We start from the raw sequence: 21,537 nt of genomic DNA, 5'->3' as shown, positions 1-21,537 counted from the left end.
ATGCCTTTGACACCCGCCTCGTACAACATCTCGTAGTCCTGGCGCGGAATCACGCCGCCGACAAACACGATGATGTCGTCGGCGCCCTGCTTCTTGAGCTCGGCGATGATGGCGGGCACCAGGGTCTTGTGGCCGGCCGCCAGCGTCGAGACACCGACCGCATGCACGTCGTTTTCGATCGCCTGGCGCGCACATTCCTCCGGCGTCTGAAACAGCGGCCCCATGTCCACGTCGAAACCCAGGTCGGCAAAGGCCGTGGCCACCACCTTGGCGCCGCGGTCGTGGCCGTCCTGGCCGAGCTTGGAGATCATCACGCGCGGGCGCCGACCCTGCTCTTCGGCGAACTTGTTGATTTCAGTTTTGAGGTTTTCCCAGCCTTCGGCCGAGTCATAAGCAGCAGCGTACACACCGGTCACCTTTTGTGTATCGGCGCGGTGGCGCCCGTAAACTTTCTCGAGCGCATCACTGACCTCGCCGACAGTGGCACGCAGGCGAACCGCCTGAATGCTGAGGTCCATCAGGTTGCCGTCGCCTTGTTCAGCGGCGGCTGTCAGTGCGTCGAGCGCGGCCTGCACCGCCGCCCCATCGCGGCTGGCTCGTATCGCTTTTAGGCGCGTGATCTGCCCGTCGCGCACCGCGACGTTGTCAATGTCTCGGGTTTCGATGGCGTCCTCGGTTTTGAGCTTGTACTTGTTGACACCGACGATCACATCCTTGCCGCTGTCGATGCGCGCCTGCTTTTCAGCGGCAGCGGCCTCGATCTTGAGCTTGGCCCAGCCGCTGTCCACGGCCTTGGTCATGCCGCCCATGGCATCAACTTCTTCAATGAGGGCCCAAGCGGCATCGGCCATGTCCTGGGTCAGTTTTTCCATCATGTAGCTGCCGGCCCAGGGGTCGATCACATGCGGGATATGGGTTTCTTCCTGGATGATGAGCTGAGTGTTGCGGGCGATGCGCGAGGAGAACTCGGTCGGCAGCGCAATCGCCTCGTCAAAACTGTTGGTGTGCAGACTTTGCGTGCCGCCAAACACCGCCGCCATCGCCTCGATGGTGGTGCGCACCACGTTGTTGTAAGGGTCCTGCTCGGTCAGGCTCCAGCCACTGGTCTGGCAATGCGTGCGCAGCATCAGGCTTTTCGGGCTCTTGGCGTTGAACTCTTTCATGATGCGGCACCAGAGCAGGCGCGCTGCGCGCATCTTGGCGACTTCGAGGTAGAAGTTCATACCGATGGCCCAGAAGAAACTCAGGCGACCGGCGAAACCGTCCACGTCGAGGCCCTTGGCAATCGCGGTCTTTACATACTCCTTGCCGTCGGCCAGGGTGAAGGCCAATTCCAGCGCCTGATTGGCGCCGGCTTCCTGCATGTGGTAACCGGAGATGCTGATCGAGTTGAATTTCGGCATGTGGCTGGCCGTGTACTCGATGATGTCGCCAATGATGCGTATGCTGGGCGCAGGCGGGTAGATATAGGTGTTGCGCACCATGAACTCTTTGAGGATGTCGTTCTGGATGGTGCCGCTGAGCTGGTCCTGCGCCACACCCTGCTCTTCGGCTGCAACCACATAACCAGCCAGCACCGGCAATACCGCGCCATTCATGGTCATGGACACCGAAACCTTGTCCAGCGGAATCTGGTCGAACAGGATTTTCATGTCCTCGACACTGTCAATAGCCACGCCGGCCTTGCCAACGTCGCCGGTCACGCGCGGGTGGTCGCTGTCATAACCGCGATGGGTCGCGAGGTCGAAGGCGACCGAGACGCCCTGCCCGCCGGCGGCCAGCGCCTTGCGGTAGAAGGCGTTGGACTCCTCGGCTGTCGAAAAGCCCGCGTACTGGCGAATGGTCCAGGGGCGCACGGCGTACATGGTGGCTTGCGGGCCGCGGATAAAAGGCTCAAAACCCGGCAAGGTGTTGGTGTGAGGCAGGTCCTTGACGTCTTCCGCCGTGTAAAGCGGTTTGACGGTGATGCCGTCCGGCGTTTGCCAGTTCAGGGCATTGACGTCACCGCCGGGCGCCGACTTGGCAGCGGCTTTGGCCCAAGCCTCCATGCTGGCAGAGGTAAATTCCGGAGCGATAGGTGTAGGGGGGGTGCTCATGCGGGTGCGTAGATCAGGGTTTGCGCCAAATGCAGCGGATGGCAAAGTTTACATCATTTATAATTATTGATACAAAATTCAATTTCGGGCAGAATCTGCCGAAACCAGTGCTTTTACCCAACCCGCGAAGACCATGGCCGCTGTTTCCCTGACCCCCCGCGCACTCTATGAAGAGGTCGCCGAGCTCTTGCGCCAGCGCATTTTCAACCGTGAACTGACCCCGGGCAGCTGGATTGACGAGCTCAAGCTAGCCGAAGAATATGGCATCAGCCGCACTCCGCTGCGCGAGGCTTTAAAGGTGCTGGCCACGGAAGGCCTGGTCACGATGAAGGTGAGGCGCGGCGCTTATGTCACGGAGGTTTCCGAGCGTGACCTGAGTGACGTCTACCACCTGCTGGCTTTGCTGGAAAGCGACGCCGCGAGTGTGGTGGCCACTCAGGCCACCGACGCCCAGATCAAGGAGTTGCAAGCCCTGCACAAGGACCTTGAGAAAGCCACCGCTGACCGCGAACGCTTCTTCCAGATCAATGAGGCCTTTCACATGCGTATGCTGGAAATTGCCAACAACCGTTGGCGCGACCAGATGGTGGCCGACCTGCGCAAGGTGATGAAACTCAACCGGCACAACTCGCTGCTCAAGGCTGGACGAATCGAAGAGTCGCTGGCCGAACACCGCGCCATCATGGACGCCCTCGCGGCCCGAAATGGCCTGCTTGCCGCAAAAAAAATGCAGGCCCATTTTGCAAACGGGCTTGCGGCGGCAGGCTGACCGCATCCGCGCGCTGCGCCCGCAGTTTGAGTTTTGCATTCGGGTAGCACAAGAACGCACGCCCTTTTAGATTGGAGAGTCAATTCGAACACCGGGTTAAGCCGGAGTCGCGGTTACCCCAGTGACCAGCACAATCCGAAGCTTTTGTAACGAGAGGAAGCTGGATGACCGCTGCGAAGTCGATCTACGACGACAAACCCTGGCAAGCTGCATACGGCGAGCACATCAAGGCCGAACTGCCCGGCATCCGCTACAAGAACCTGGCCCACCTGGTCAGTGAGGCCTGCAGCCGTTTTGAAAAGCGCACCGCCTTCACCTGCGTGGTGGGGAACGGCATGAATGGCAGCCTCGGCTACGCCGAGGTGGACGAACTCTCGGACGCCTTTGCGGGCTACCTGCGCGGTGTTTGCGGCCTTGAAGCCGGCGACCGCGTGGCCGTGCAGTTGCCCAATTCCCTGTCGTACCCGGTGGTGGCATTCGGCGTGTTCAAGGCAGGTTGTGTCCTCGTCAATACCAATCCGCTGTACACGCCCAGCGAAATGATTCATCAGTTCAATGACTCCGGGGCCAGCGTGTTGGTGGTCGTTGACATGTTTTCAGACAAACTGGCAGAAGTGGTACCCAAAACGGGCATCCAGCGTGTCGTGCTGGCCGGCGTGTCCGAGATGTTTCCCGCCATCCCAAACATGGTGGTGCGCGGCGTCCAGAAAGTGTGGAGCAAGACACTGCCGCCCGTGCCCCGGCTGGCAGTTCCCATCGAACGCCTGTCGGCGGCATTGGAGGCAGGACGCGTCGCCCTGCCCCCCGACGGCGGCGCGAAGTCCTGGTGGGAACATATTCCCGCAGGCAGTGTGGCGGCATTGCAGTACACCGGCGGCACCACCGGCGTGAGCAAAGGCGCCATGCTCAGCCACGCCAACCTGCTCGCCAATGTGGACCAGGTGCTGGCCATGGGCCGATCGCACATGAACGCCCAGGACGGGAGCGAAGAATGCGTGCTGACCGCACTCCCGCTGTACCACGTCTTCGCATTCACCGCCAACCTGCTGACATTTTTCGACATCGGCGCGCGCAACATCCTGGTGCCGACGCCCCGGCCGGTGCAAAACCTGCAGCGGGCCATCGAGAACTACCCGATCACCTGGATCACCGGGGTCAACACCCTGTTCAACGGCCTGATGAACGAGGAGTGGTTCAGCGCATTTCCGCCAAAACACCTGAAGGCAGCCATTGCCGGCGGTACGGCGCTGCACAGCGCGGTGGCGGCACGATGGCAAGCCATGACGGGCACGCGCGTGGCCGAGGGCTACGGCCTGACCGAGACCTCACCCGTCATCACCTTCAATCCCATGAACGGCACCGCCAGGGCCGACAGCATCGGCATCCCCGTGCCGGGTTGTGAAGTCCGGCTGGTTGCGGACGATGGCAACCTCACGCCGGCAGGTCAGCCGGGCGAGCTGGCGGTGCGCGGCCCGCAAACCATGCTGGGGTACTGGCAGCGGCCAGAGGACACAGCGCAGGTACTCAAGGACGGCTGGCTGTACACGGGTGATGTTGCCGTGATGGATGAAAGCGGCTTCTTCCGCATCGTGGACCGCAAGAAAGATCTGGTCCTGGTATCGGGCTTCAACGTCTACCCCAATGAGATCGAAGAAGCCCTGTCAAAGCTGGAGGCCATCTTCGAGGCTGCGGTGGTCGGCATTCCCGACCTGCGCTCGGGAGAAGCCGTGCGCGCCTACGTCGTCAAGAACCCGGAATTCGAAGGTGAGCTCACGCAGGAGATGGTCATCGCGCACTGCAAGAGCCTGCTGACGGACTACAAGATTCCGAAGTCCATTGTTTTCAGGGATGAGCTTCCCAAATCACCGATCGGAAAAATCCTGCGCAAGGATTTGAAGGCCGAAGTCAAGGCGGAGCACGCCCGGCAATCGGCCACTGCCCGCTAAAAAAACGAGAACACTGGAATATAGAAGCATGCTTACTCCACTAGAAACCAAACTGCTCGGCGTCATGATGATGGTGATCATGCTCGGCATGGGCGCCAGCCTCACTTTTCGGGATTTCCTGATCGCCTTTCGCAAACCAAAGGGCGTCATGGTTGGCATTCTCTGCCAGTACGGCATCATGCCTTTCATTGCCTACCTGATGGCAGTGCTGCTCAGCTTGCCGCCAGCGCTGGCGGTCGGCCTGATCCTGATGGGTTGCATGCCGGGCGGAACGACTTCCAACATCTTCACCTATTTCAGCAAGGGGGCCCTTGCGCTGTCCATCATGATGACGAGCGTGTCGACCCTGATTGCTGTCGCCGCCGTACCAGCGCTTATCGCTTTTTACAGCGGGCTCGCTGGCGTAACCGGCGCCTTTGCCATCCCTGCGGCCAATGTGGCGCAGGTGCTCGTGGTGCTTCTGGTCCCCACCCTGCTGGGCATGTTTTTGCGCAAGCTCAACCCCAACATCGGGGCTACCATTGAGCTGATCGGCTCCATGCTGGGCATTCTCGTGATTCTTTTTCTGGTGGTCTCCTGGGTGCCCCGCAACTACCAGTTGCTGCTTTCAACCCCATGGCAGGTCTTCTTTGTCGCGATCGGGCTGGGTTTGTTCGGCATGCTGCTGGGGTACTGGCTGGCGCGCGCCCTCAAGCAAGACAGCAACCGCTCCCGCACCATCAGCCTGGAAACAGGCATTCAGAATGGCCCGCTCGCCGTGCTCATTGTGTCTCTGACATTCACTGGGGAGATGCAGCAACAGGTGCTCTTGATACCTGTGCTGTACAGCCTCTTTATCGTCTTGAGCAGTTCACTGGTGACCGTCTGGTTCCGCGCCAACGCCACCCGGGAGGCCTTGGCACGCGATGCTGCCAAGGTGCGACTGGTTGCGGCCTAGGCTTGGCAGCGCAGAGAGTGAGGCGGCATCGCGCCGCCCAACATCTCCAAGGGCTCAGGAACGCGGTAGTGACGGAGCCGCCGACCTGATGGGCCGCGTGACAAGAAACACGCCAGGCAGGATCAGCAGCGCTCCCACCGCGTGGTGCCAGCCCGGCGGTTCACCAAGCAGCCCCCAGGCCGCAGCCGCCGCGTAAAGCGGGCCCAGATACAGCGCTACCGCCACCCGGCTGGCCCCCAGGATTTTTTGCGCCCAGCCATAAATCCAGTAGGCCCCCACGCCGGGGATCAGGGCAGCCGTTACCACCAGCACCAGCGCTTGCCCACCGAGCACATCAGCACCCGGCCGCGTGGCTTCCCAGAGCGCCGGCGGCAACAGGACCAGGGTGCCGCCCAGGCATATCGCGGCGAGACGCGCGGTGGCACCCAGGGGGCTGGGCCATCGTTTTTGCAGCAGCGCGTAAGCCGCCCACGACACCGTGGCGGCCAGAATCCAGGCATCCCCCGCGACAAACTGCACATCGCCCAAAGCCGTCCAGTGGCCCTTGACCACCACATGCACCACACCCGCCAGCGCCAGAAACACACCCGCGGCCTTGCGCGCACCAAAACCCTCGCCCAGCCACCACATGGCGCCCAGGCTGATCAGCACCGGCGACGCAGAATAAATCAGCGCAATATTCATCGCGCCAGTCGAGCGCGCACCCTCATACACCCAAGCACCACAAATCAGCATGCCCAAAGTGCCCAGCACCAGGTATTGCCGCCAGGCGCGGGCGATGGATTCGCGCTCGCGCCATAACTCGGCGCGGCTGATCAACACCAGAATCAGCGCGGCCAGACCCCAGCGACCCAGCGCCAGCATGTAGGGACCAATCACACCGGGCGCCTTGCGCGCCACGATGTAGTTGACGGCCCACAGTGCAGGCACCAGCCACAACAGCAACAACGCCAGCCGCGTTTCGCGCTGCACGGTCTCAGGCATGCGCCAGATCGGTCACTGGCCGCGAGGTGCCAACTTCACTTGCCCATGCGGGTGCATGGGCCAGCGCCATCACCTCGCGCGGGTGCAGGGTCTTGAGCTTGTGGTCGCTCCAGACCTGGCGCCAGCGCCGCGATCCCGGCAGACCATGGCGCAGGCCGAGCATGTGGCGCGCAATCGACGGCCAGGGAGTGCCATGCTCGACAGCCTGCCTTGCCATGTAATCCACCATCTGTGATTCGACCGACTCCCGGGTCTGACCAGCCGGAGCGGCGTCAAAAAAGCCTTCATCCCAGGAGGCCAGCCACCAGGGGTTGTGATAGGCCTCTCTGCCGACCATCACTCCATCAAGCTCGCGCAATTGAGCAGCCACCTGTTCGCCGGTGGTGATGCCGCCGTTGATCACAATAACCAGCGCAGGGAATTCGCGCTTGAGCCGGTAAACCAGCTCGTAACGCAGAGGCGGCACTTCGCGGTTTTCTTTGGGCGACAGGCCCTGCAGCCAGGCGTTGCGCGCATGCACGATGAAGGTTTGGCAACCGGCTTCGCTGACGGCTCCCACGAAATCCCGCACGAATTCGTAACTTTCAGTCTTGTCGATGCCGATGCGGTGTTTGACTGTGACCGGCACGTCCACCACATCCACCATGGCTTTCACACAGTCGGCCACCAGCTGCGGCTCGGCCATCAGGCAGGCGCCAAAAGCCCCGCGCTGCACACGTTCGCTGGGGCAACCGCAGTTCAGATTGATCTCGTCATAGCCCCATTGCTCGCCCAATTGAGCGCAATGCGCCAGGTCGGCAGGTTCACTGCCACCCAGTTGCAGCGCCACCGGGTGTTCTTCGGCGTTGAAGCGCAAATGCCGTGCCACATCGCCGTGCACCAGGGCGCCGGTCGTGACCATTTCCGTGTACAGCAAGGCATGGCGTGACAACAGACGATGAAAGTAGCGGCAATGCCGGTCAGTCCAGTCCATCATGGGCGCCACGCTGAGCCGGTGCGCTGGGCGAAGGCTGGGGTCTGTGGGCGGAAGAGGAGGTTCGACTTGCATGTAACCCGTATTTTCTCATGCGCAGGCGCGTGGGCCTGTCACGGCATTCCCCACAACACACGCGCTCTGTGGCGACAGGCGGGATAATGGTGCATGCCCAGCATCTGCGTACGCTTTCGCCCATTTCACACCCTTGCCATGACCATGCCTGCCCCCCCCCGCCTCAAGATCACCGCCCCACGAACCGGAGCTGCTGCCCGCCGCCGCAAGCCTGGCGCGTTCTTGCTGCTGTCGCTGCTCGTCTCGCTGGGTGCCTGCACCTCGGTGCCGCTGCCACCGTGGCCGGCGCAGGGCACCGCACCCCCATCCGCCCCGGCACCCGCCCCTGCTGCGGCGCCTGTCCCGGCAACTGTAGCGGTGGCCCAGCCGATACCTTCTCGCCCGACAGTCGTCGGGGTGCCGGTCGCCGAAGCGCCCTATAACGCGGCCGTTGCTGCCCGCTTTCCTGCGCCTTCTGTCGTTTACAGCACGCCGGGTCTGCAGGAGGGCCGCAGCAGCTTTACATCCAATGCAGAAATCCAGACCTGGCTGCGCGACCTGAGCGCTTCGGCGCCCAGCGTGCCGGGCCTCAAAGCATCCGTTCTGAGTATGGGTCAGTCGCAACGCGGTACAGCCATGGAGGCCCTGGTGTTGACTCGCGCCGCGGGCACAGATGCTGCGGCACTGCTGGCGTCGGACCGCCCCACCGTGCTGTTACTGGGTCAGCAACATGGCGACGAGCCCGCTGGCAGCGAAGCCCTGCTGGTGGTGGCGCGCGAATTGACCCAGGGGCTGCTGCGGCCGCTGCTGGATCGCATCAATGTGATCATCGTGCCGCGTGCCAACCCCGATGGCTCCGCCGACAGCAAACGCGCAACCAGCGGCGGGCTGGACATGAACCGCGACCACCTGCTGCTGAATACGCCGGAGGCGCAAGCCCTGGCCCGACTGGCGCGCGACTACCGCCCCACGGTGGTCGTGGATGCACACGAATACACCGTGGTAGGGCGCTTTTTGCAGAAGTTTGATGCCATCCAGAAATACGATGCCCTGCTGCAATACGCGACCACCGCGAACATACCGGAGTTTCTGACCAAGGCATCTGAAGAGTGGTACCGCCGCCCCCTGCTGGCCGCGCTGCGGGCGCAAGGCCTGAGCACCGAGTGGTACTACACCACCTCGGCCGACCTGGCCGACAAAAAAATCTCCATGGGTGGCACGCAACCGGACACCGGCCGCAACGTCAACGGCCTGAAAAACACGGTCAGCCTGCTGATTGAAACCCGCGGCGTGGGCATAGGCCGGCTGCACATCCAGCGCCGGGTGCACACCCATGTCACGGCCATCGGCAGCGTGCTGGCCAGCACCGCCCAGCGCGCCAGCGAGCTGGGCCAACTTCAGCCCTATATCGAAAAAGAGCTCAGCGCCCAGGCCTGCAAGGAAGAAGCCGTCGTGGAAGCCGGCCCTACCCTGACCCAGTACGAGCTGCTGATGCTGGACCCGGTCAGCGGCGCTGACAAGCCACTCAAGGTGGAGTGGAACTCAGCGCTGACGCTGCGCAAGCTCAAAACCCGCGTGCGGCCCTGCGGTTACTGGCTGTCTGCCAGCTCAAAAACAGCGGTAGAGCGTTTGCGCCTGCATGGCGTACAGGTGTTGCGCGTGCTGGAGCCCAGCTCCATGCTGGGCGATATTTACCGCGAAACAGCGCGCACCGCAGGCGCTCGCCAGGATGTGCGCGGCAGCATCACCGATGCGGCGCAAATCGTCAAAACCGAGGTCGCCTTGGTGCGCGGCGTCATCGACGCCCCTGCAGGCAGTTACTACGTGCCCTTGAACCAGCCCCTGGCCAATCTGGTGATGGCCGCGCTGGAGCCCGACACCCAGAACAGCTACTTCGCCAACCAGCTGATCGACAGCCTGACCAGCGCGGCCCGCGTGATGTCAGAGCCGGCAGCCAAGACCGAAGAGCTTCCTTGATGCCTTGAAGGGCTACACCCGCTGTGGGCGCCCGCGCTGCACAGCAATTGTGCGAACCGGCCTACAGACAAGGCGCCGCAGGCATGTTTTTATGGTGAATCTTCAGCCAAAAGGATTCTCCATGAAAACATTTGCCCTGCACCCCAAGATGTTGACCCTGTCGGGGGTCTTCTACCCGACCGGTTACGCCGTCATCATGTTCCCCGACGCGCAGCAAGCAGAACAAGCCGCGCGTGAACTGGTGAGCGGTGGTTATGACGACGACGCCATCATGCTGCTGCCGCCAGAAACCATACTGCGCGAGATCGGACGCGTCGATGGCGACTCCGATGTTGATCTTCCCTCGGTCGGCACAGAAGGCGCCACCGTGCAGAAATACGTCAAACTGGCCCGCCAGGGGCAGCACGGCCTCATGGTGCATGCAGCGTCTGACAAGGACACCGAGCGCGTCATGTCGGTGGTCAGAACGCTGCCGTTTTCTTACGCCCAGAAGTACCACATACTGGCGATGGAGGATCTGGAATAACAATCCAGGCCGGAGTTTGCTATTTATTTGATAGCGGCTTGCGCAAGCGGGTATTGGGCTGGGGGCCGAAATTTCTTTCAACGCAGCCTAAAAACCTCCACCACCCCCATGCGCCAAACTCTCAAACTTGGTGATGCGACTGATAAACGCCAGTTTGACCGTGCCCGTCGGGCCATTGCGCTGCTTGCTGATGATGACCTCGGCCACGCCGGGTTCCTTGCAGGCGTCTTTGGTGTAGTACTCATCGCGGTAGATGAACATGATGATGTCGGCGTCCTGCTCGATGGCGCCGGACTCGCGCAGGTCGCTCATCATGGGGCGCTTGTCGGTGCGTGACTCGACGCCCCGGCTCAGCTGTGACAGGGCAATCACCGGGCACTGCAGCTCTTTGGCCAGCATCTTCAGGCCGCGTGAAATTTCGCCGACGGCAGTCGCGCGGTTTTCTTCGCTCATGCTGGATGACACACTCATCAGCTGCAAATAGTCCACCACGATCAGGCCCAGCTTGCCGCACTGCCGCGCCAGGCGCCTGGCGTTGGCGCGCAACTCACTGACCGTCAATCCGGGCGTCTCGTCGATGTGCAGTGAGATGTTGCGCAGTTTTTCTATGGCTTCGGTCAGCCGCGGCCACTCTTCGTCGGTCAGCGCGCCGGTTCTCAAATGGGTCTGGTCGATACGGCCAATGGAACCGACGATACGCACCGCGAGTTGCGAGGCGCCCATCTCCATGGAGAACACCGCCACTGGCAGACCTTCGTTAAGTGCCACGTGTTCGGCAATGTTGATGGCCAGCGCGGTTTTCCCCATGGAGGGTCGGGCCGCGAGAATGACCAGATCGCCGGCCTGAAAACCCGAGGTCATCTTGTCGAGGTCGTAAAAACCGGTGGGCACGCCCGTGACGTCATTCGGGTTTTCCGACATCTCGGTGACGCGGTCCAGCAAACTCACCACCAGGGTGTCCATGCTCTGGAAACCCTGCTTCATGCGTGAGCCCTGCTCGCCGATCTTGAAGATCTTCTGCTCGGCCTCGTCCAGGATCATGGCCACCGCCTTGCCCTGCGGGTTGAAGGCGTTGGTCGCGATCTCATCACTGGCAGCCACCAGCTTGCGCAAAATGGAGCGCTCACGCACGATCTCGGCATAACGCCGGATGTTGCTCGCGCTGGGCACGTATTGAGCCAGCGAGTTGAGGTAAGCCAGGCCGCCCACTTCGTCGGCTTTGCCCTGGTTTTGCAGGTGTTCGTACACCGTGATCACGTCCGCCGGCTTGGTCGCGTTGATCAGTGCGCCCACGGCGGCGTAGATCAGCTTGTGTTCGTAGCGGTAAAAATCCTCGTCGGTCAACAGGTCACCGACGCGGTCCCAGGCGCCGTTGTCGAGCAGCAGGCCACCGAGCACACTGGATTCACCTTCTATGGAGTGCGGCGGAACACGCAGCTGCGCGATTTGACGATCGGCGCTGTAGCGGGGGTCGGAGGTGGTGGAGAGTACGGCGGACATGGGTTTCCTTGGCAGCTCTACATGCTAGCGCCAAGGTGGCCTGGCGTCACTGTAAAAACCTGTTTATAAGTCGTTGATAACAGGGGTACAACCCTGTACAAGATGTGAATGGATGAACCATTGAAAAAGCCGCTCAGGGAGCGGCTTTTTTGCGACCGGAAAACCGGGCTGGAGGCGGTTTAAGCAGATTCGCCGTACACCGTCACCGTGATGTCCACAGCCACATCGGTGTGCAGGGCCACTGTCACAGGGTGGTCACCCACCGTCTTGAGCGGGCCGTTGGGCATGCGGATTTGCGACTTGAGCACGGGGAAGCCCTGCTTGGTCAGTTCAGCCGAAATGTCGTGGTTGGTGACGGAGCCAAACAGGCGGCCATCCACACCGGCCTTTTGCGTGAGCTTGACGGTGGTACCGCCTAGTTTTTCGCCTTGGGCTTGCGACGCAGCCAGCTTGGCTGCAGCAGATTTTTCAAGTTCAGCGCGTTTGACTTCAAATTCCTTGATCGCCGCTGCGGTGGCGCGACGGGCGCGGCCGGAAGGGATCAGGAAGTTGCGTGCGTAGCCGTCTTTGACCTTGACGACTTCACCCAGATTGCCCAGGTTGATAACTTTGTCGAGCAGAATGATTTGCATGGTTGTGCTCCTTACAGGCTACGGTGCTGGTCGCTGTACGGCAGCATCGCGAGGAAACGGGCGCGCTTCACGGCGGTGTTGACCTGACGCTGGAAAATCGCGCGGGTACCGGTCAGGCGTGCGGGAATGATTTTTCCGTTTTCAGAGACAAAGTCACGCAGGGTGTCGATGTCTTTGTAGTCGATTTCTTCAACGCCAGCTGCTGTAAAACGGCAAAAACGCTTGCGTTTGAACAGCAGGGATTGGGTATTGCGCTTGGGGCGCTTGTCTTTATTGAAACGTTTTGGTCCGGGCATGATGGACTCCTTAATGGGGGTTCAGTACTTGTTCAGAAACTGGGTAAAAAGCTTGGATATGAAAAACGACACTTTTGCTGCCACGCGCATTGACCAGAAAACCCGCGAACCTGAAGCTTTTGCCTAAAGCCAGCCGGCCTGTCTGTTCAGCCAGCGCGCCAAAGGCAACAGCCTTGACCGTCAATTTGACCTGCCGTGTGGTGCCTGATTCAACCATCTCCGACTCATGTTCGAGAACGAAGTTGGCGGCAGGAATGCCAGCTGGCGTGTAGCGAAGAGGACTGGCCTCGGCGATACAAGCGGTCAGTTCAACGTGGTTCACTGCTGGATCAATCTCAAGGCAGCGAGTCGTTTAACACCATGGTGGCAATTAAGCCGCGTACTCCTGCTGCTGCGCCTTGCGGGCTTCTTCCCGCTCGACGTTGCGCATCATGAGGGACGGGCCGGTTTCGGCCTTCTTCTTGACCACAGTCAGGTGGCGCAAAACGGCATCGTTGAACTTGAACGCATGCTCAATTTCATCCATCACGGCCTGGCTGGCTTCAATGTTGATACACAGATAGTGTGCCTTGGCAAGCTTCTGGATCAGGTACACCAGCTGACGGCGGCCCCAGTCTTCAACACGGTGGATTTTTCCACCGCCGGCAGTGATCATGCCCTTGTAACGTTCCAGCATGGCTGGGACTTGCTCGCTTTGATCCGGATGGATCAGCAAGACGATCTCGTAATGACGCATAAACTCTCCTTGTGGTTGATGAAAGCTGCCCCAGCGTCGTTAAGGGTGCAGCAAGGCGAAGCCCATGATTATATACCGCTTGAGATATGGCCCCCGCGTTCGCTCACTTCGCCTAGCTCCCGCACCTTGCAGGCCGCCGCTCGCCAGAGGCTTCGCTTCTGTTGCCTGTCCAAACCTGCTCAAGCAGGTTCGGAGCCGCAGGCACCAGCCCAAGGGGGCCGCTGCGCCTGCGGACTGGCAAAGCCAGATCCGCGGCCCCTTCCTGAGTTGAAGGCCCGTGCCTGGCTGGAGAGCCCTCGCGGACGTCCGGGTCGGTGAAAACACCCACCCATGAAAAAAGCCCGGCAACTCGCGTTGCCGGGCTTTTTATCTGATGAAGATCAGATCACATGACTGTGACCCTGCTCATCAGGCTGCACGCAGCGTTGGGTAACGCACATGCTCGACCAGTTCCTGGATCTTGCGGCTAGGCGCAGGGGTCACCAGGCTGACCAGGATGATCACGGCGAAGCCAACAGGCACACCGAACAATCCGGCCGAGATCGGCTGGATGTCCCACCAGAGCTGAATCGGTGAGGTGATGCCGAACAGACCGCGCATCCAGGGCTGGGTGGTAACCATGTAGAAGAACGTGGTGCCCAGACCAGCGATCATGCCCAGGGAGGCGGCAATACCAGTGGCTCGTTTCCAGAAGATCCCCAAGGTCAGCGCCGGGAAGAACGCTGCCGCAGCGAACGAGAACGCCGCAGAGACCAGGAACAGACTGTCGGCCGGTTTCTGGGCAGCCACATAAGCGGCACACAGGGCAACCACCAGCAACAAGACCTTGGAGATGGTCACGCGGCGTGCGGTCGATGCGTTCGGGTCGATCATTTTGTAGTACAGGTCATGGCTCAACGCATTGGCAATCGTCAGCAGCAGGCCGTCAGCAGTTGACAGCGCCGCAGCCAGACCACCGGCAGCCACCAGGCCAGACACCACATACGGCAGGCCGCCAATCGCGGGACCAGCCAGCACAATGATGTCACCACCGATGGACATCTCGTTGAGCTGCAAAATACCGTCCTTGTTGATGTCCACCACCGACAGCAGTGACGGGTCAACCTTGTTCCAGGCGGATATCCAGTCCGGTAGCGCGTTGAACGGCGTGCCAATCAACACCGTGAATACCTCGTATTTCACCAGCACAGCCAGGGCCGGCGCCGTGAAATACAGCAGGAAGATGAAGAACAGCGACCAGGTTACCGATTGCCGCGCTTCCTTCACGCTGGGCACCGTGTAATAACGCATCAGGATGTGCGGCAGCGCAGCAGTACCCACCATCAGGCAGAAAATCAGCGCCAGGAAGTTGCGACGCGACACGTCGTAGGCTTTCTGGGCAGCTGCATCGCCATTCGGATCACCGGCAAATTGCTGCGCATGTGGCGGCATGCCGTTGAGTGGTCGGGATTTGACGTCAGCGCCGGCCTTGGCGGCCGTCCAGGCTTTCGTAGCAGCTGCTGCATCTTTCGGCACGGCAGCCAGCGCTTTTTCAGCAGCGGAAATTTCCGACAATGCACCATTGGCGGCTTTCAGGTCTGCGACCGATTTCTCGGCAGCGGCCTTGTCGGCGGCCAGTGCAGTGGCAGGGTCTTTCAGCTTGGCAGCCAGAGCCGCAGAACGTTGCTTGAAGATCTCGCGCACTTCAACTTCTTTGGCATTGGTGGTCAGCTCTTTTTCCTTGGCAGTCACTTTTTGCAACTGGAAGCCATAGATGGCTTGCGGAATCGGCACGTTGGTCTGCTTGACCGACAGCCACACCACCGGAATCATGTAGGCCACAATCAGGATGATGTACTGGGCCACCTGTGTCCAGGTCACTGCACGCATGCCGCCCAGGAAGGAGCAGACCAGAATGCCGCCCAAGCCCAGGAAAATACCGAGCTCGAAAGCCACACCCGTCAAACGTGCGGTGATCAGACCGACGCCGTAAATTTGTGCCACCACGTAGGTGAAGGAGCACAAAATCGCAGCGACGATACCGAGGAAACGCGGCAGGTTGCCGCCGTACCGTTCACCCAGAAAGTCAGGGATGGTGAACTGGCCGAACTTGCGCAGGTAGGGCGCAAGAAACAGCGCCACCAGACAGTAACCGCCTGTCCATCCCATGATGAAGGCAAGGCCGCTGTAACCCGTCAGGTAAAGCGTACCGGCCATACCAATGAAGGACGCAGCAGACATCCAGTCAGCACCCGTGGCCATACCGTTGTATACAGCCGGTACGCGACGACCTGCCACGTAGTACTCGGCAGCGTCCGTGGTACGGCTCATGATGCCGATGCCGGCATAAAGACCGATGGTGGCCAGCAGGAAAATCAGGCCGATCCACTGACGGGACAGGCCCATCTGTTCGAGTACGGCCAGCACAACGACAAAGGCCAGGAAGCCCCCCGTGTACCATTTGTAGACCTTGCCCAGACCTTGCTTGAAGGCAGCGTTGGATGCGGCAGTATTGGTGCCAGCATCATTACCAAACATTCCAGCCATGATTATTCCTCGCTTTCTTGAACGCCGTGCTCAATATCGAGCTTGCCCATGTACCAGGCGTAATACCCGATGATGGCGACGTAAATCACCAGAGCCCCTTGCGCTCCCATCCAGAAACTGAATGGCCAGCCAAAGAAATTGAAGCTCAATTCGCGTGCGTAATAACTCACGACGAACGTCACGACGAACCAGATCACGAGCAGGATGCCCGTGATATTGAGGTTCTTGCGCCAATAACGGCGATGGTTGTCAGTCAACTGCATAACACTTGCCTCCATCAACAACACCCTTGCGGGCACATCACGATCACCACTTGTCCCCAAGCGTGGCCTGCAAGCCGGATCGTGCCTTATAAGCCTGGGCGGACCCCGGCCTTCAAATACCCGCTCAGGCGGTCTGCGTCAGGAAGACTGAGCAACGCTCAGTCCCGTCTCGCGCTCCAGCTGGGCGGCCACTTTAGGCTCAAACCGTTTGAGGTGGCGAATAACCTTCACCGCCTCATCGGGGTCTTGCCTGTCAACATGAACGCGCGCAAGCTGATACCAGCCGAACGGGCTCATGGGTTGCAGTTCTGTGTTTTTCTTGAGCGCCTGTACCGCCTCGTCGAAGCGGCGGTCGCGGATCAAAAGCAGCGCCAGGCCGTACCAGGCGCGGTCCATCTTGGGCTCGATATCCAACGCGCGACGGAACGCGGGCTCGGCTTCCGCATGACGACCGGTTTCTTCCAGCATGTAGGCCAGATTGAACCAGGCGGCGGCATTGTCGGGGTATCCGTCAGCCAGAAGTTGAAGGGCAGCGACCGCACCTTGATTGTCGCCAAGTTGCGCCAGTAAGTGGGCGCGGCTGGCCAGCGCGTAGCGATCGTGCGGTCGCAAGCTCAGCATCTCGTCAAAGCGCCTCAGTGCAGTCTGCTGCCGCCCAAAAACCAGCAGGGCCAAGGCTTGCAGCTTGAGATACCAATACGCCAGAGTTGTACTCATTTGCAAAGCTCCACGCCGATTTCAAGGCAGGTCTTGATTTTCATGACGGTTGCAGCAAGCCAGACAAACAGCAACAACAGGAAAGCCACGAGCGGTACGTGGCGGTCAATGATCTGCTTGGGGGTGATGACACGGGTTGCCAGGACAAAGGGCTTGCCCACAATCTGCAGTATCTGATAGAAGAGGTTGGCATCCCTCTTCGCACCTGCGAGCAGCCCCAATACCCACTGCCCGAACAGCGCAAGCAAGGCAATCTCTGCTATTAATTTGAGAGTGGACACAGTAAAAAGCATGTAACCCTTGGCAACGATGGCCTGATTGTTGCCCTGGTACTTACCCACTTCTTACAAAACATCAACCTGCCTCGCACAGGCAGTTCAAACCCTCCTAGGACTTTCCCTTGGTTTACGCCCGCTCAGGCAGCCCGTAAAACCAAAGATGTAATCACAAGAAGCGATCGCGGCTGTGCGGATGTCGCTGCCAGCGGGCTGAGGTGGCAAGCAAGGGCGCGGCTGTAGCAGCTTACGGCTGCGTATCATGCGCACCTCAGACACCCCGCAGATCCCCGGACGGGCTCTCAGTTGGCCAGGCGCTTCCAGGTATCAATCACGGTGTCTGGATTGAGAGAGATCGAGCCTATGCCCTGCTCCTTCAACCAGACTGCGAAATCAGGATGGTCGCTGGGACCCTGGCCACATATGCCCACATATTTACCCTGGCGCTTGCAGGCTGCGATCGCCTGGCTCAGCAAAGCCTTGACCGCGGGGTCCCGCTCGTCAAAGTCCCTGGCCAGAATTTCCAGACCGGAATCGCGGTCCAGCCCCAGGGTCAGCTGTGTCAAATCGTTGGAGCCAATCGAAAAACCGTCGAAGTACTCGAGGAACTGATCCGCCAGCACTGCATTGCTCGGCACTTCGCACATCATGATGATGCGCAGCCCCCGCTCACCGCGCCTGAGGCCGTGTTTTGCCAACAACTCGGTCACGGCCTTGGCCTGGCCCAGCGTACGGACAAATGGCACCATCACTTCGACATTTGTGAGCCCCATGTCGTTACGCACACGTTTGAGCGCCTCACACTCCATGGCAAAAGCGTCGGCAAAGTCGGGGCTCAGGTAGCGCGCCGCACCGCGAAAGCCCAGCATCGGATTTTCTTCTTCCGGCTCATAACGCGAGCCGCCAATCAACTTGCGGTACTCGTTGGACTTGAAGTCGGACAGACGCACAATCACAGGCTTGGGCCAGAAGGCTGCCGCCAGTGTGGCGATGCCTTCAGCCACTTTGTCCACATAGAAGGCTCGCGGTGACGCATGCCCGCGCGCGACACTTTCGACTGCCTTTTTCAGATCCGCATCGACATTGGGGTAGTCGAGAATCGCCTTCGGATGCACGCCGATGTTGTTGTTGATGATGAACTCGAGCCGCGCCAGTCCCACGCCGTGGTTGGGTATCTGGCAGAAGTCAAACGCCAGTTGCGGGTTGCCCACATTCATCATGATCTTGATCTCAATCGGCGGCATCTCGCCGCGCTGCACCTCGGTCACCTCGGTCTCCAGCAAGCCGTCGTAAATATTGCCCGTATCGCCTTCAGCGCAGCTTACGGTGACCAACATGCCATCCTTGAGCATTTCAGTGGCGTCCCCGCAACCCACCACGGCAGGTATCCCCAGTTCACGTGCAATGATCGCAGCGTGGCAAGTGCGGCCGCCGCGGTTGGTGACAATGGCGCTGGCGCGTTTCATGACCGGCTCCCAATTCGGGTCCGTCATGTCGGTCACCAGCACATCGCCGGGCTGGACCTGGTCCATCTGGCTGATATCGCGAACAATGCGCACAGGGCCGGTGCCTATCTTTTGCCCAATCGCGCGGCCTTCAGCCAGCACAGTACCGCTTCCCTTGAGTTTGTAGCGTTGCTCCGCCTTGCCTTTGGACTGGCTTTTGACGGTTTCGGGGCGCGCCTGCAGGATGTAGAGCTCGCCGTCTGTGCCGTCTTTGCCCCACTCGATGTCCATGGGACGGCCGTAGTGGTCCTCGATGATCACGGCATAACGCGCCAGCTGTTCAACGTCAGCATCGCTCAGCGAGTAGCGGTTGCGCAGTTCGGCCGGCACGTCGGTGGTCTTGACCAGCTTGCCGCCGGCTTTTTTCTCATCCGCAGTGGTGAATTCCATCTGCAGCAGCTTGCTCCCCAGGTTGCGGCGGATCACGCAACGATTGCCGGCCTTGAGCATGGGCTTGTGAACGTAGAACTCGTCGGGATTGACGGCCCCCTGAACCACGGTCTCGCCCAGGCCATAACTTGAGGTGATGAACACCACATCTTCAAAGCCGCTTTCCGTGTCGATGGTGAACATTACGCCAGCTGCACCCAAGTCGCTGCGCACCATCCGCTGTACGCCTGCCGACAAGGCCACGTCGGCGTGGGCAAACCCCTGGTGCACGCGGTAGCTGATAGCACGGTCGTTGTAGAGCGAGGCAAACACCTCTTTCATCTTGTGCAGCACGTCCTCGATGCCGACCACATTCAAAAAAGTTTCCTGCTGACCGGCGAAGGACGCGTCGGGCAAATCCTCGGCGGTGGCGGATGAACGCACGGCGAAACTGGCCTGCACATTGCCGGCGCTCAGCGTGGCGAAGCTGTCGCGTACGGCCTGGGCCAGTTCCGGCGGAAAGGGTTGGGCCTCGACCAGCGCGCGGATCTTGCTGCCGGTTTCGGCCAGAGCGCGCACGTCTTCGGTGTTGAGCGCGTCGAGCAGCGCATTGATTTTTTTATCCAGGCCATCGTGGGCCAGGAACACGCGGAAGGCGTGGGCGGTGGTGGCAAAGCCGGTCGGCACCCGCACACCCTGGGGCCCGGTGGGCAGTTGCGAGATCATCTCGCCGAGGCTGGCGTTTTTTCCGCCGACGGCCTCGACATCCGTCATCCTCAGGTTTTCAAACGGTACGACCAGGGCGGTCGGCTCAAAAAGGTTGGACATGAAAATACTCCGGGAGGTTTAAAAACCGGGATGCGGCGCATGCGCGGCAGGCAACCTTGTTGTTGTTCTAGGGGGTCGGTGCGGGGCATGGCATCAGAATCGGGATAATTGTCCCGATTGTAGGGGGCCGAGACCTCTGGCAAGCGCCCTCACCTTTCACCTACCTGACCCTTTGCCATGCCCAACCGCACCGTGTTTTTCATCTCTGACGGAACCGGCATCACCGCCGAGACCTTTGGCAATGCCATCCTGGCTCAGTTTGAGTTCAAGGCCCGGCATATCAGGCTGCCATTTATCGACACGGTAGACAAGGCCCACCAGGCCATACGCCAGATCAACCACGCGGCTGAGCTGGAGGGAAAACGTCCGATTGTGTTCACCACCCTGGTCAATATGGAAATCCTGGCGGTCATCAAAACCCATTGCCACGGCATGCTCCTGGACATGTTTGGCACCTTTGTGGCGCCACTGGAGACCGAGCTTGGGATCAAATCGAATCACCGGGTTGGCCGATTTTCGGATGCCTCGAAAAGCAAGGAATACGACGACCGCATTGAAGCGATCAATTTTTCGCTGGCGCATGACGACGGCCAGAGCAACAAGGACTTGCAGGGTTCGGACGTGATCCTGGTGGGTGTCAGCCGCAGCGGCAAAACCCCGACCTCGCTGTATCTGGCCATGCAGTACGGACTGAAGGCTTCCAACTACCCCCTGATTCCGGAAGATTTCGAGCGGCGTCAACTGCCGCCGGCATTGGTGCCACACCGAAAGAAAATATTTGGGTTGACGATTGCACCCGAGCGCCTGGCGCAAATCCGCAACGAACGTCGGCCCAATTCCAACTACGCCAGCCTGGTGAACTGTCGCAATGAGATCCATGAGGCAGAGGCCATGATGCGGCGCGAGGGCATTCGCTGGCTGTCCACCACCACCAAGTCGATTGAAGAAATCGCCACGACCATCCTGCAGGAGATACGGCCGGAGCGGCTGGAATATTGAGAACACCCATCACTGCCATTCACCGTCAATTCACGGGTGAAAGGGGTATGACTTTCCACTTGCCCCAGGTCGCCCGTGTGCAGACAATCAAGGCATTCACAACTCCAAGGATTTCCGCATGAAAGGCGACCCACAAGTCATCACCCATCTGCAAGCTCAGTTAAAAAATGAGCTGACGGCCATCAACCAGTACTTTCTGCACTACCGCATGTACAAGCACTGGGGCCTGGACAAACTGGCCAAGAAGGAATACGGGGAGTCCATCGGAGAGATGAAACACGCCGACAAGCTCATGGACCGCATCTTCATGCTGGACGGCCTGCCGAATCTGCAAGACCTGGGCAAGCTGATGATTGGCGAAGATGTGCCGGAAGCCCTGAGCTGCGATCTGAAGGCCGAGACCAGTGCCCAGGCGACCATCAAAGCCGGTATGGCCCATTGCGAGTCCGTGCGTGACTACGTCTCACGCGATTTGCTGCAGGGTATCCTGGACGACACCGAGGAGTACATCGACTTCCTGGAAACCCAAATCGAGTTGGTGGGCAAAGTGGGCATCCAGAACTACCTGCAGAGCCAGATGGGCGAGCTGAGCTAAGGCCGCCAGCAGCTACGCACCAGGCCGCAGGTCT

20 protein-coding genes are annotated in these 21,537 nt (G+C 60.2%); 7 read left to right on the top strand and 13 right to left on the bottom strand.

Going from position 1 to position 21,537, the window contains the following annotated elements; all coding sequences use genetic code 11:
* Positions 1-2,096 (bottom strand): methylmalonyl-CoA mutase (gene scpA, locus Q8L50_RS18010; protein WP_305350008.1); only part of this gene is annotated, 2,096 nt, incomplete at its 3' end.
* A 133-nt stretch (positions 2,097-2,229) separates the two neighbouring features.
* Here scpA and Q8L50_RS18005 point away from each other — a divergent pair.
* From Q8L50_RS18005 to Q8L50_RS17995, 3 genes are all read left to right on the top strand, one after another.
* Entirely contained in the window at positions 2,230-2,865 is a 636-nt protein-coding gene (locus Q8L50_RS18005; protein ID WP_305350007.1) for a GntR family transcriptional regulator, read from the top strand.
* Positions 2,866-3,029: 164 nt separating this feature from the next.
* Positions 3,030-4,811 (top strand): AMP-binding protein, encoded by a 1,782-nt coding sequence (locus Q8L50_RS18000; RefSeq protein ID WP_305350006.1) that lies wholly within the window; start codon positions 3,030-3,032, stop codon positions 4,809-4,811.
* A gap of 28 nt (positions 4,812-4,839) precedes the next feature.
* Positions 4,840-5,748 (top strand): bile acid:sodium symporter, encoded by a 909-nt coding sequence (locus Q8L50_RS17995; RefSeq protein ID WP_305350005.1) that lies wholly within the window; start codon positions 4,840-4,842, stop codon positions 5,746-5,748.
* A gap of 54 nt (positions 5,749-5,802) precedes the next feature.
* Here Q8L50_RS17995 and Q8L50_RS17990 read toward each other — a convergent pair whose 3' ends face one another.
* Positions 5,803-6,732: a DMT family transporter gene (locus Q8L50_RS17990; RefSeq protein WP_305350004.1), complete on the bottom strand. Its 930-nt coding sequence runs from the start codon at positions 6,730-6,732 to the stop codon at positions 5,803-5,805.
* Positions 6,725-7,780 (bottom strand): tRNA dihydrouridine(20/20a) synthase DusA, encoded by a 1,056-nt coding sequence (gene dusA / locus Q8L50_RS17985; protein ID WP_305350003.1) that lies wholly within the window; start codon positions 7,778-7,780, stop codon positions 6,725-6,727. Before dusA ends, Q8L50_RS17990 begins: the two co-directional genes overlap by 8 nt.
* A gap of 138 nt (positions 7,781-7,918) precedes the next feature.
* Between dusA and Q8L50_RS17980 the strand changes: the two genes are divergently transcribed.
* Together Q8L50_RS17980 and Q8L50_RS17975 are read left to right on the top strand one after the other, a co-directional pair.
* Complete coding sequence (locus Q8L50_RS17980) at positions 7,919-9,736, top strand: M14 family metallopeptidase (RefSeq protein WP_370869833.1); 1,818 nt, start codon at positions 7,919-7,921, stop codon at positions 9,734-9,736.
* Positions 9,737-9,857: 121 nt separating this feature from the next.
* Positions 9,858-10,262 (top strand): RNA-binding protein, encoded by a 405-nt coding sequence (locus Q8L50_RS17975; protein WP_305350001.1) that lies wholly within the window; start codon positions 9,858-9,860, stop codon positions 10,260-10,262.
* 87 nt (positions 10,263-10,349) lie between these two features.
* Here Q8L50_RS17975 and dnaB read toward each other — a convergent pair whose 3' ends face one another.
* From dnaB to ppsA, 10 genes are all read right to left on the bottom strand, one after another.
* A complete protein-coding gene (gene dnaB / locus Q8L50_RS17970) occupies positions 10,350-11,762 on the bottom strand; it encodes a replicative DNA helicase (RefSeq protein WP_305350000.1) in 1,413 nt (470 codons plus the stop codon).
* 179 nt (positions 11,763-11,941) lie between these two features.
* Positions 11,942-12,394: a 50S ribosomal protein L9 gene (gene rplI / locus Q8L50_RS17965; protein WP_305349999.1), complete on the bottom strand. Its 453-nt coding sequence runs from the start codon at positions 12,392-12,394 to the stop codon at positions 11,942-11,944.
* Between the two features lie 11 nt (positions 12,395-12,405).
* Positions 12,406-12,690, bottom strand: a complete 285-nt coding sequence (gene rpsR / locus Q8L50_RS17960; RefSeq protein WP_305349998.1) for a 30S ribosomal protein S18 — start codon at positions 12,688-12,690, stop codon at positions 12,406-12,408.
* Positions 12,691-12,700: 10 nt separating this feature from the next.
* Positions 12,701-13,012 carry a primosomal replication protein N gene (gene priB / locus Q8L50_RS17955; protein WP_305349997.1) on the bottom strand — a complete coding sequence of 104 codons (312 nt, stop codon included), beginning with the start codon at positions 13,010-13,012 and terminating at the stop codon, positions 12,701-12,703.
* A gap of 48 nt (positions 13,013-13,060) precedes the next feature.
* Positions 13,061-13,426: a 30S ribosomal protein S6 gene (rpsF, locus tag Q8L50_RS17950; protein ID WP_305349996.1), complete on the bottom strand. Its 366-nt coding sequence runs from the start codon at positions 13,424-13,426 to the stop codon at positions 13,061-13,063.
* A 408-nt stretch (positions 13,427-13,834) separates the two neighbouring features.
* Entirely contained in the window at positions 13,835-15,952 is a 2,118-nt protein-coding gene (locus Q8L50_RS17945) for a sodium:solute symporter family protein (protein ID WP_305349995.1), read from the bottom strand.
* A gap of 2 nt (positions 15,953-15,954) precedes the next feature.
* Positions 15,955-16,215 carry a DUF4212 domain-containing protein gene (locus Q8L50_RS17940; protein WP_305349994.1) on the bottom strand — a complete coding sequence of 87 codons (261 nt, stop codon included), beginning with the start codon at positions 16,213-16,215 and terminating at the stop codon, positions 15,955-15,957.
* 138 nt (positions 16,216-16,353) lie between these two features.
* A complete protein-coding gene (locus Q8L50_RS17935; protein ID WP_305349993.1) occupies positions 16,354-16,932 on the bottom strand; it encodes a tetratricopeptide repeat protein in 579 nt (192 codons plus the stop codon).
* Positions 16,929-17,273 (bottom strand): hypothetical protein, encoded by a 345-nt coding sequence (locus tag Q8L50_RS17930; protein WP_305349992.1) that lies wholly within the window; start codon positions 17,271-17,273, stop codon positions 16,929-16,931. Before Q8L50_RS17930 ends, Q8L50_RS17935 begins: the two co-directional genes overlap by 4 nt.
* A gap of 236 nt (positions 17,274-17,509) precedes the next feature.
* Positions 17,510-19,909 carry a phosphoenolpyruvate synthase gene (gene ppsA / locus Q8L50_RS17925; RefSeq protein WP_305349991.1) on the bottom strand — a complete coding sequence of 800 codons (2,400 nt, stop codon included), beginning with the start codon at positions 19,907-19,909 and terminating at the stop codon, positions 17,510-17,512.
* Positions 19,910-20,086: 177 nt separating this feature from the next.
* On the opposite strand from ppsA, the gene Q8L50_RS17920 reads away from it, so the two are divergent.
* Together Q8L50_RS17920 and bfr are read left to right on the top strand one after the other, a co-directional pair.
* Entirely contained in the window at positions 20,087-20,908 is an 822-nt protein-coding gene (locus Q8L50_RS17920; RefSeq protein ID WP_305349990.1) for a pyruvate, water dikinase regulatory protein, read from the top strand.
* A 118-nt stretch (positions 20,909-21,026) separates the two neighbouring features.
* Complete coding sequence (bfr, locus tag Q8L50_RS17915; protein WP_305349989.1) at positions 21,027-21,503, top strand: bacterioferritin; 477 nt, start codon at positions 21,027-21,029, stop codon at positions 21,501-21,503.
* Positions 21,504-21,537 lie beyond the last annotated feature (34 nt).

Source organism: Polaromonas sp. (assembly GCF_030680935.1).
In the GTDB taxonomy this organism is placed as follows: domain Bacteria; phylum Pseudomonadota; class Gammaproteobacteria; order Burkholderiales; family Burkholderiaceae_C; genus Polaromonas.
Note: the sequence above shows the minus strand (reverse complement) of the source record. Positions and strands in the feature narration are given on the sequence as shown.

Coding starts and splice junctions, on each gene's coding strand:
- Q8L50_RS18005 (WP_305350007.1), top strand. CDS start 2,230: ATGGCCGCTGTTTCCCTGACCCCCCGCGCACTCTATGAAGAGGTCGCC.
- rplI (WP_305349999.1), bottom strand. CDS start 12,394: ATGCAAATCATTCTGCTCGACAAAGTTATCAACCTGGGCAATCTGGGT.
- Q8L50_RS17995 (WP_305350005.1), top strand. CDS start 4,840: ATGCTTACTCCACTAGAAACCAAACTGCTCGGCGTCATGATGATGGTG.
- ppsA (WP_305349991.1), bottom strand. CDS start 19,909: ATGTCCAACCTTTTTGAGCCGACCGCCCTGGTCGTACCGTTTGAAAAC.
- dnaB (WP_305350000.1), bottom strand. CDS start 11,762: ATGTCCGCCGTACTCTCCACCACCTCCGACCCCCGCTACAGCGCCGAT.
- Q8L50_RS17940 (WP_305349994.1), bottom strand. CDS start 16,215: ATGCAGTTGACTGACAACCATCGCCGTTATTGGCGCAAGAACCTCAAT.
- Q8L50_RS18000 (WP_305350006.1), top strand. CDS start 3,030: ATGACCGCTGCGAAGTCGATCTACGACGACAAACCCTGGCAAGCTGCA.
- Q8L50_RS17935 (WP_305349993.1), bottom strand. CDS start 16,932: ATGAGTACAACTCTGGCGTATTGGTATCTCAAGCTGCAAGCCTTGGCC.
- Q8L50_RS17980 (WP_370869833.1), top strand. CDS start 7,919: ATGACCATGCCTGCCCCCCCCCGCCTCAAGATCACCGCCCCACGAACC.
- Q8L50_RS17945 (WP_305349995.1), bottom strand. CDS start 15,952: ATGGCTGGAATGTTTGGTAATGATGCTGGCACCAATACTGCCGCATCC.
- rpsF (WP_305349996.1), bottom strand. CDS start 13,426: ATGCGTCATTACGAGATCGTCTTGCTGATCCATCCGGATCAAAGCGAG.
- bfr (WP_305349989.1), top strand. CDS start 21,027: ATGAAAGGCGACCCACAAGTCATCACCCATCTGCAAGCTCAGTTAAAA.
- dusA (WP_305350003.1), bottom strand. CDS start 7,780: ATGCAAGTCGAACCTCCTCTTCCGCCCACAGACCCCAGCCTTCGCCCA.
- Q8L50_RS17990 (WP_305350004.1), bottom strand. CDS start 6,732: ATGCCTGAGACCGTGCAGCGCGAAACGCGGCTGGCGTTGTTGCTGTTG.
- Q8L50_RS17920 (WP_305349990.1), top strand. CDS start 20,087: ATGCCCAACCGCACCGTGTTTTTCATCTCTGACGGAACCGGCATCACC.
- rpsR (WP_305349998.1), bottom strand. CDS start 12,690: ATGCCCGGACCAAAACGTTTCAATAAAGACAAGCGCCCCAAGCGCAAT.
- Q8L50_RS17975 (WP_305350001.1), top strand. CDS start 9,858: ATGAAAACATTTGCCCTGCACCCCAAGATGTTGACCCTGTCGGGGGTC.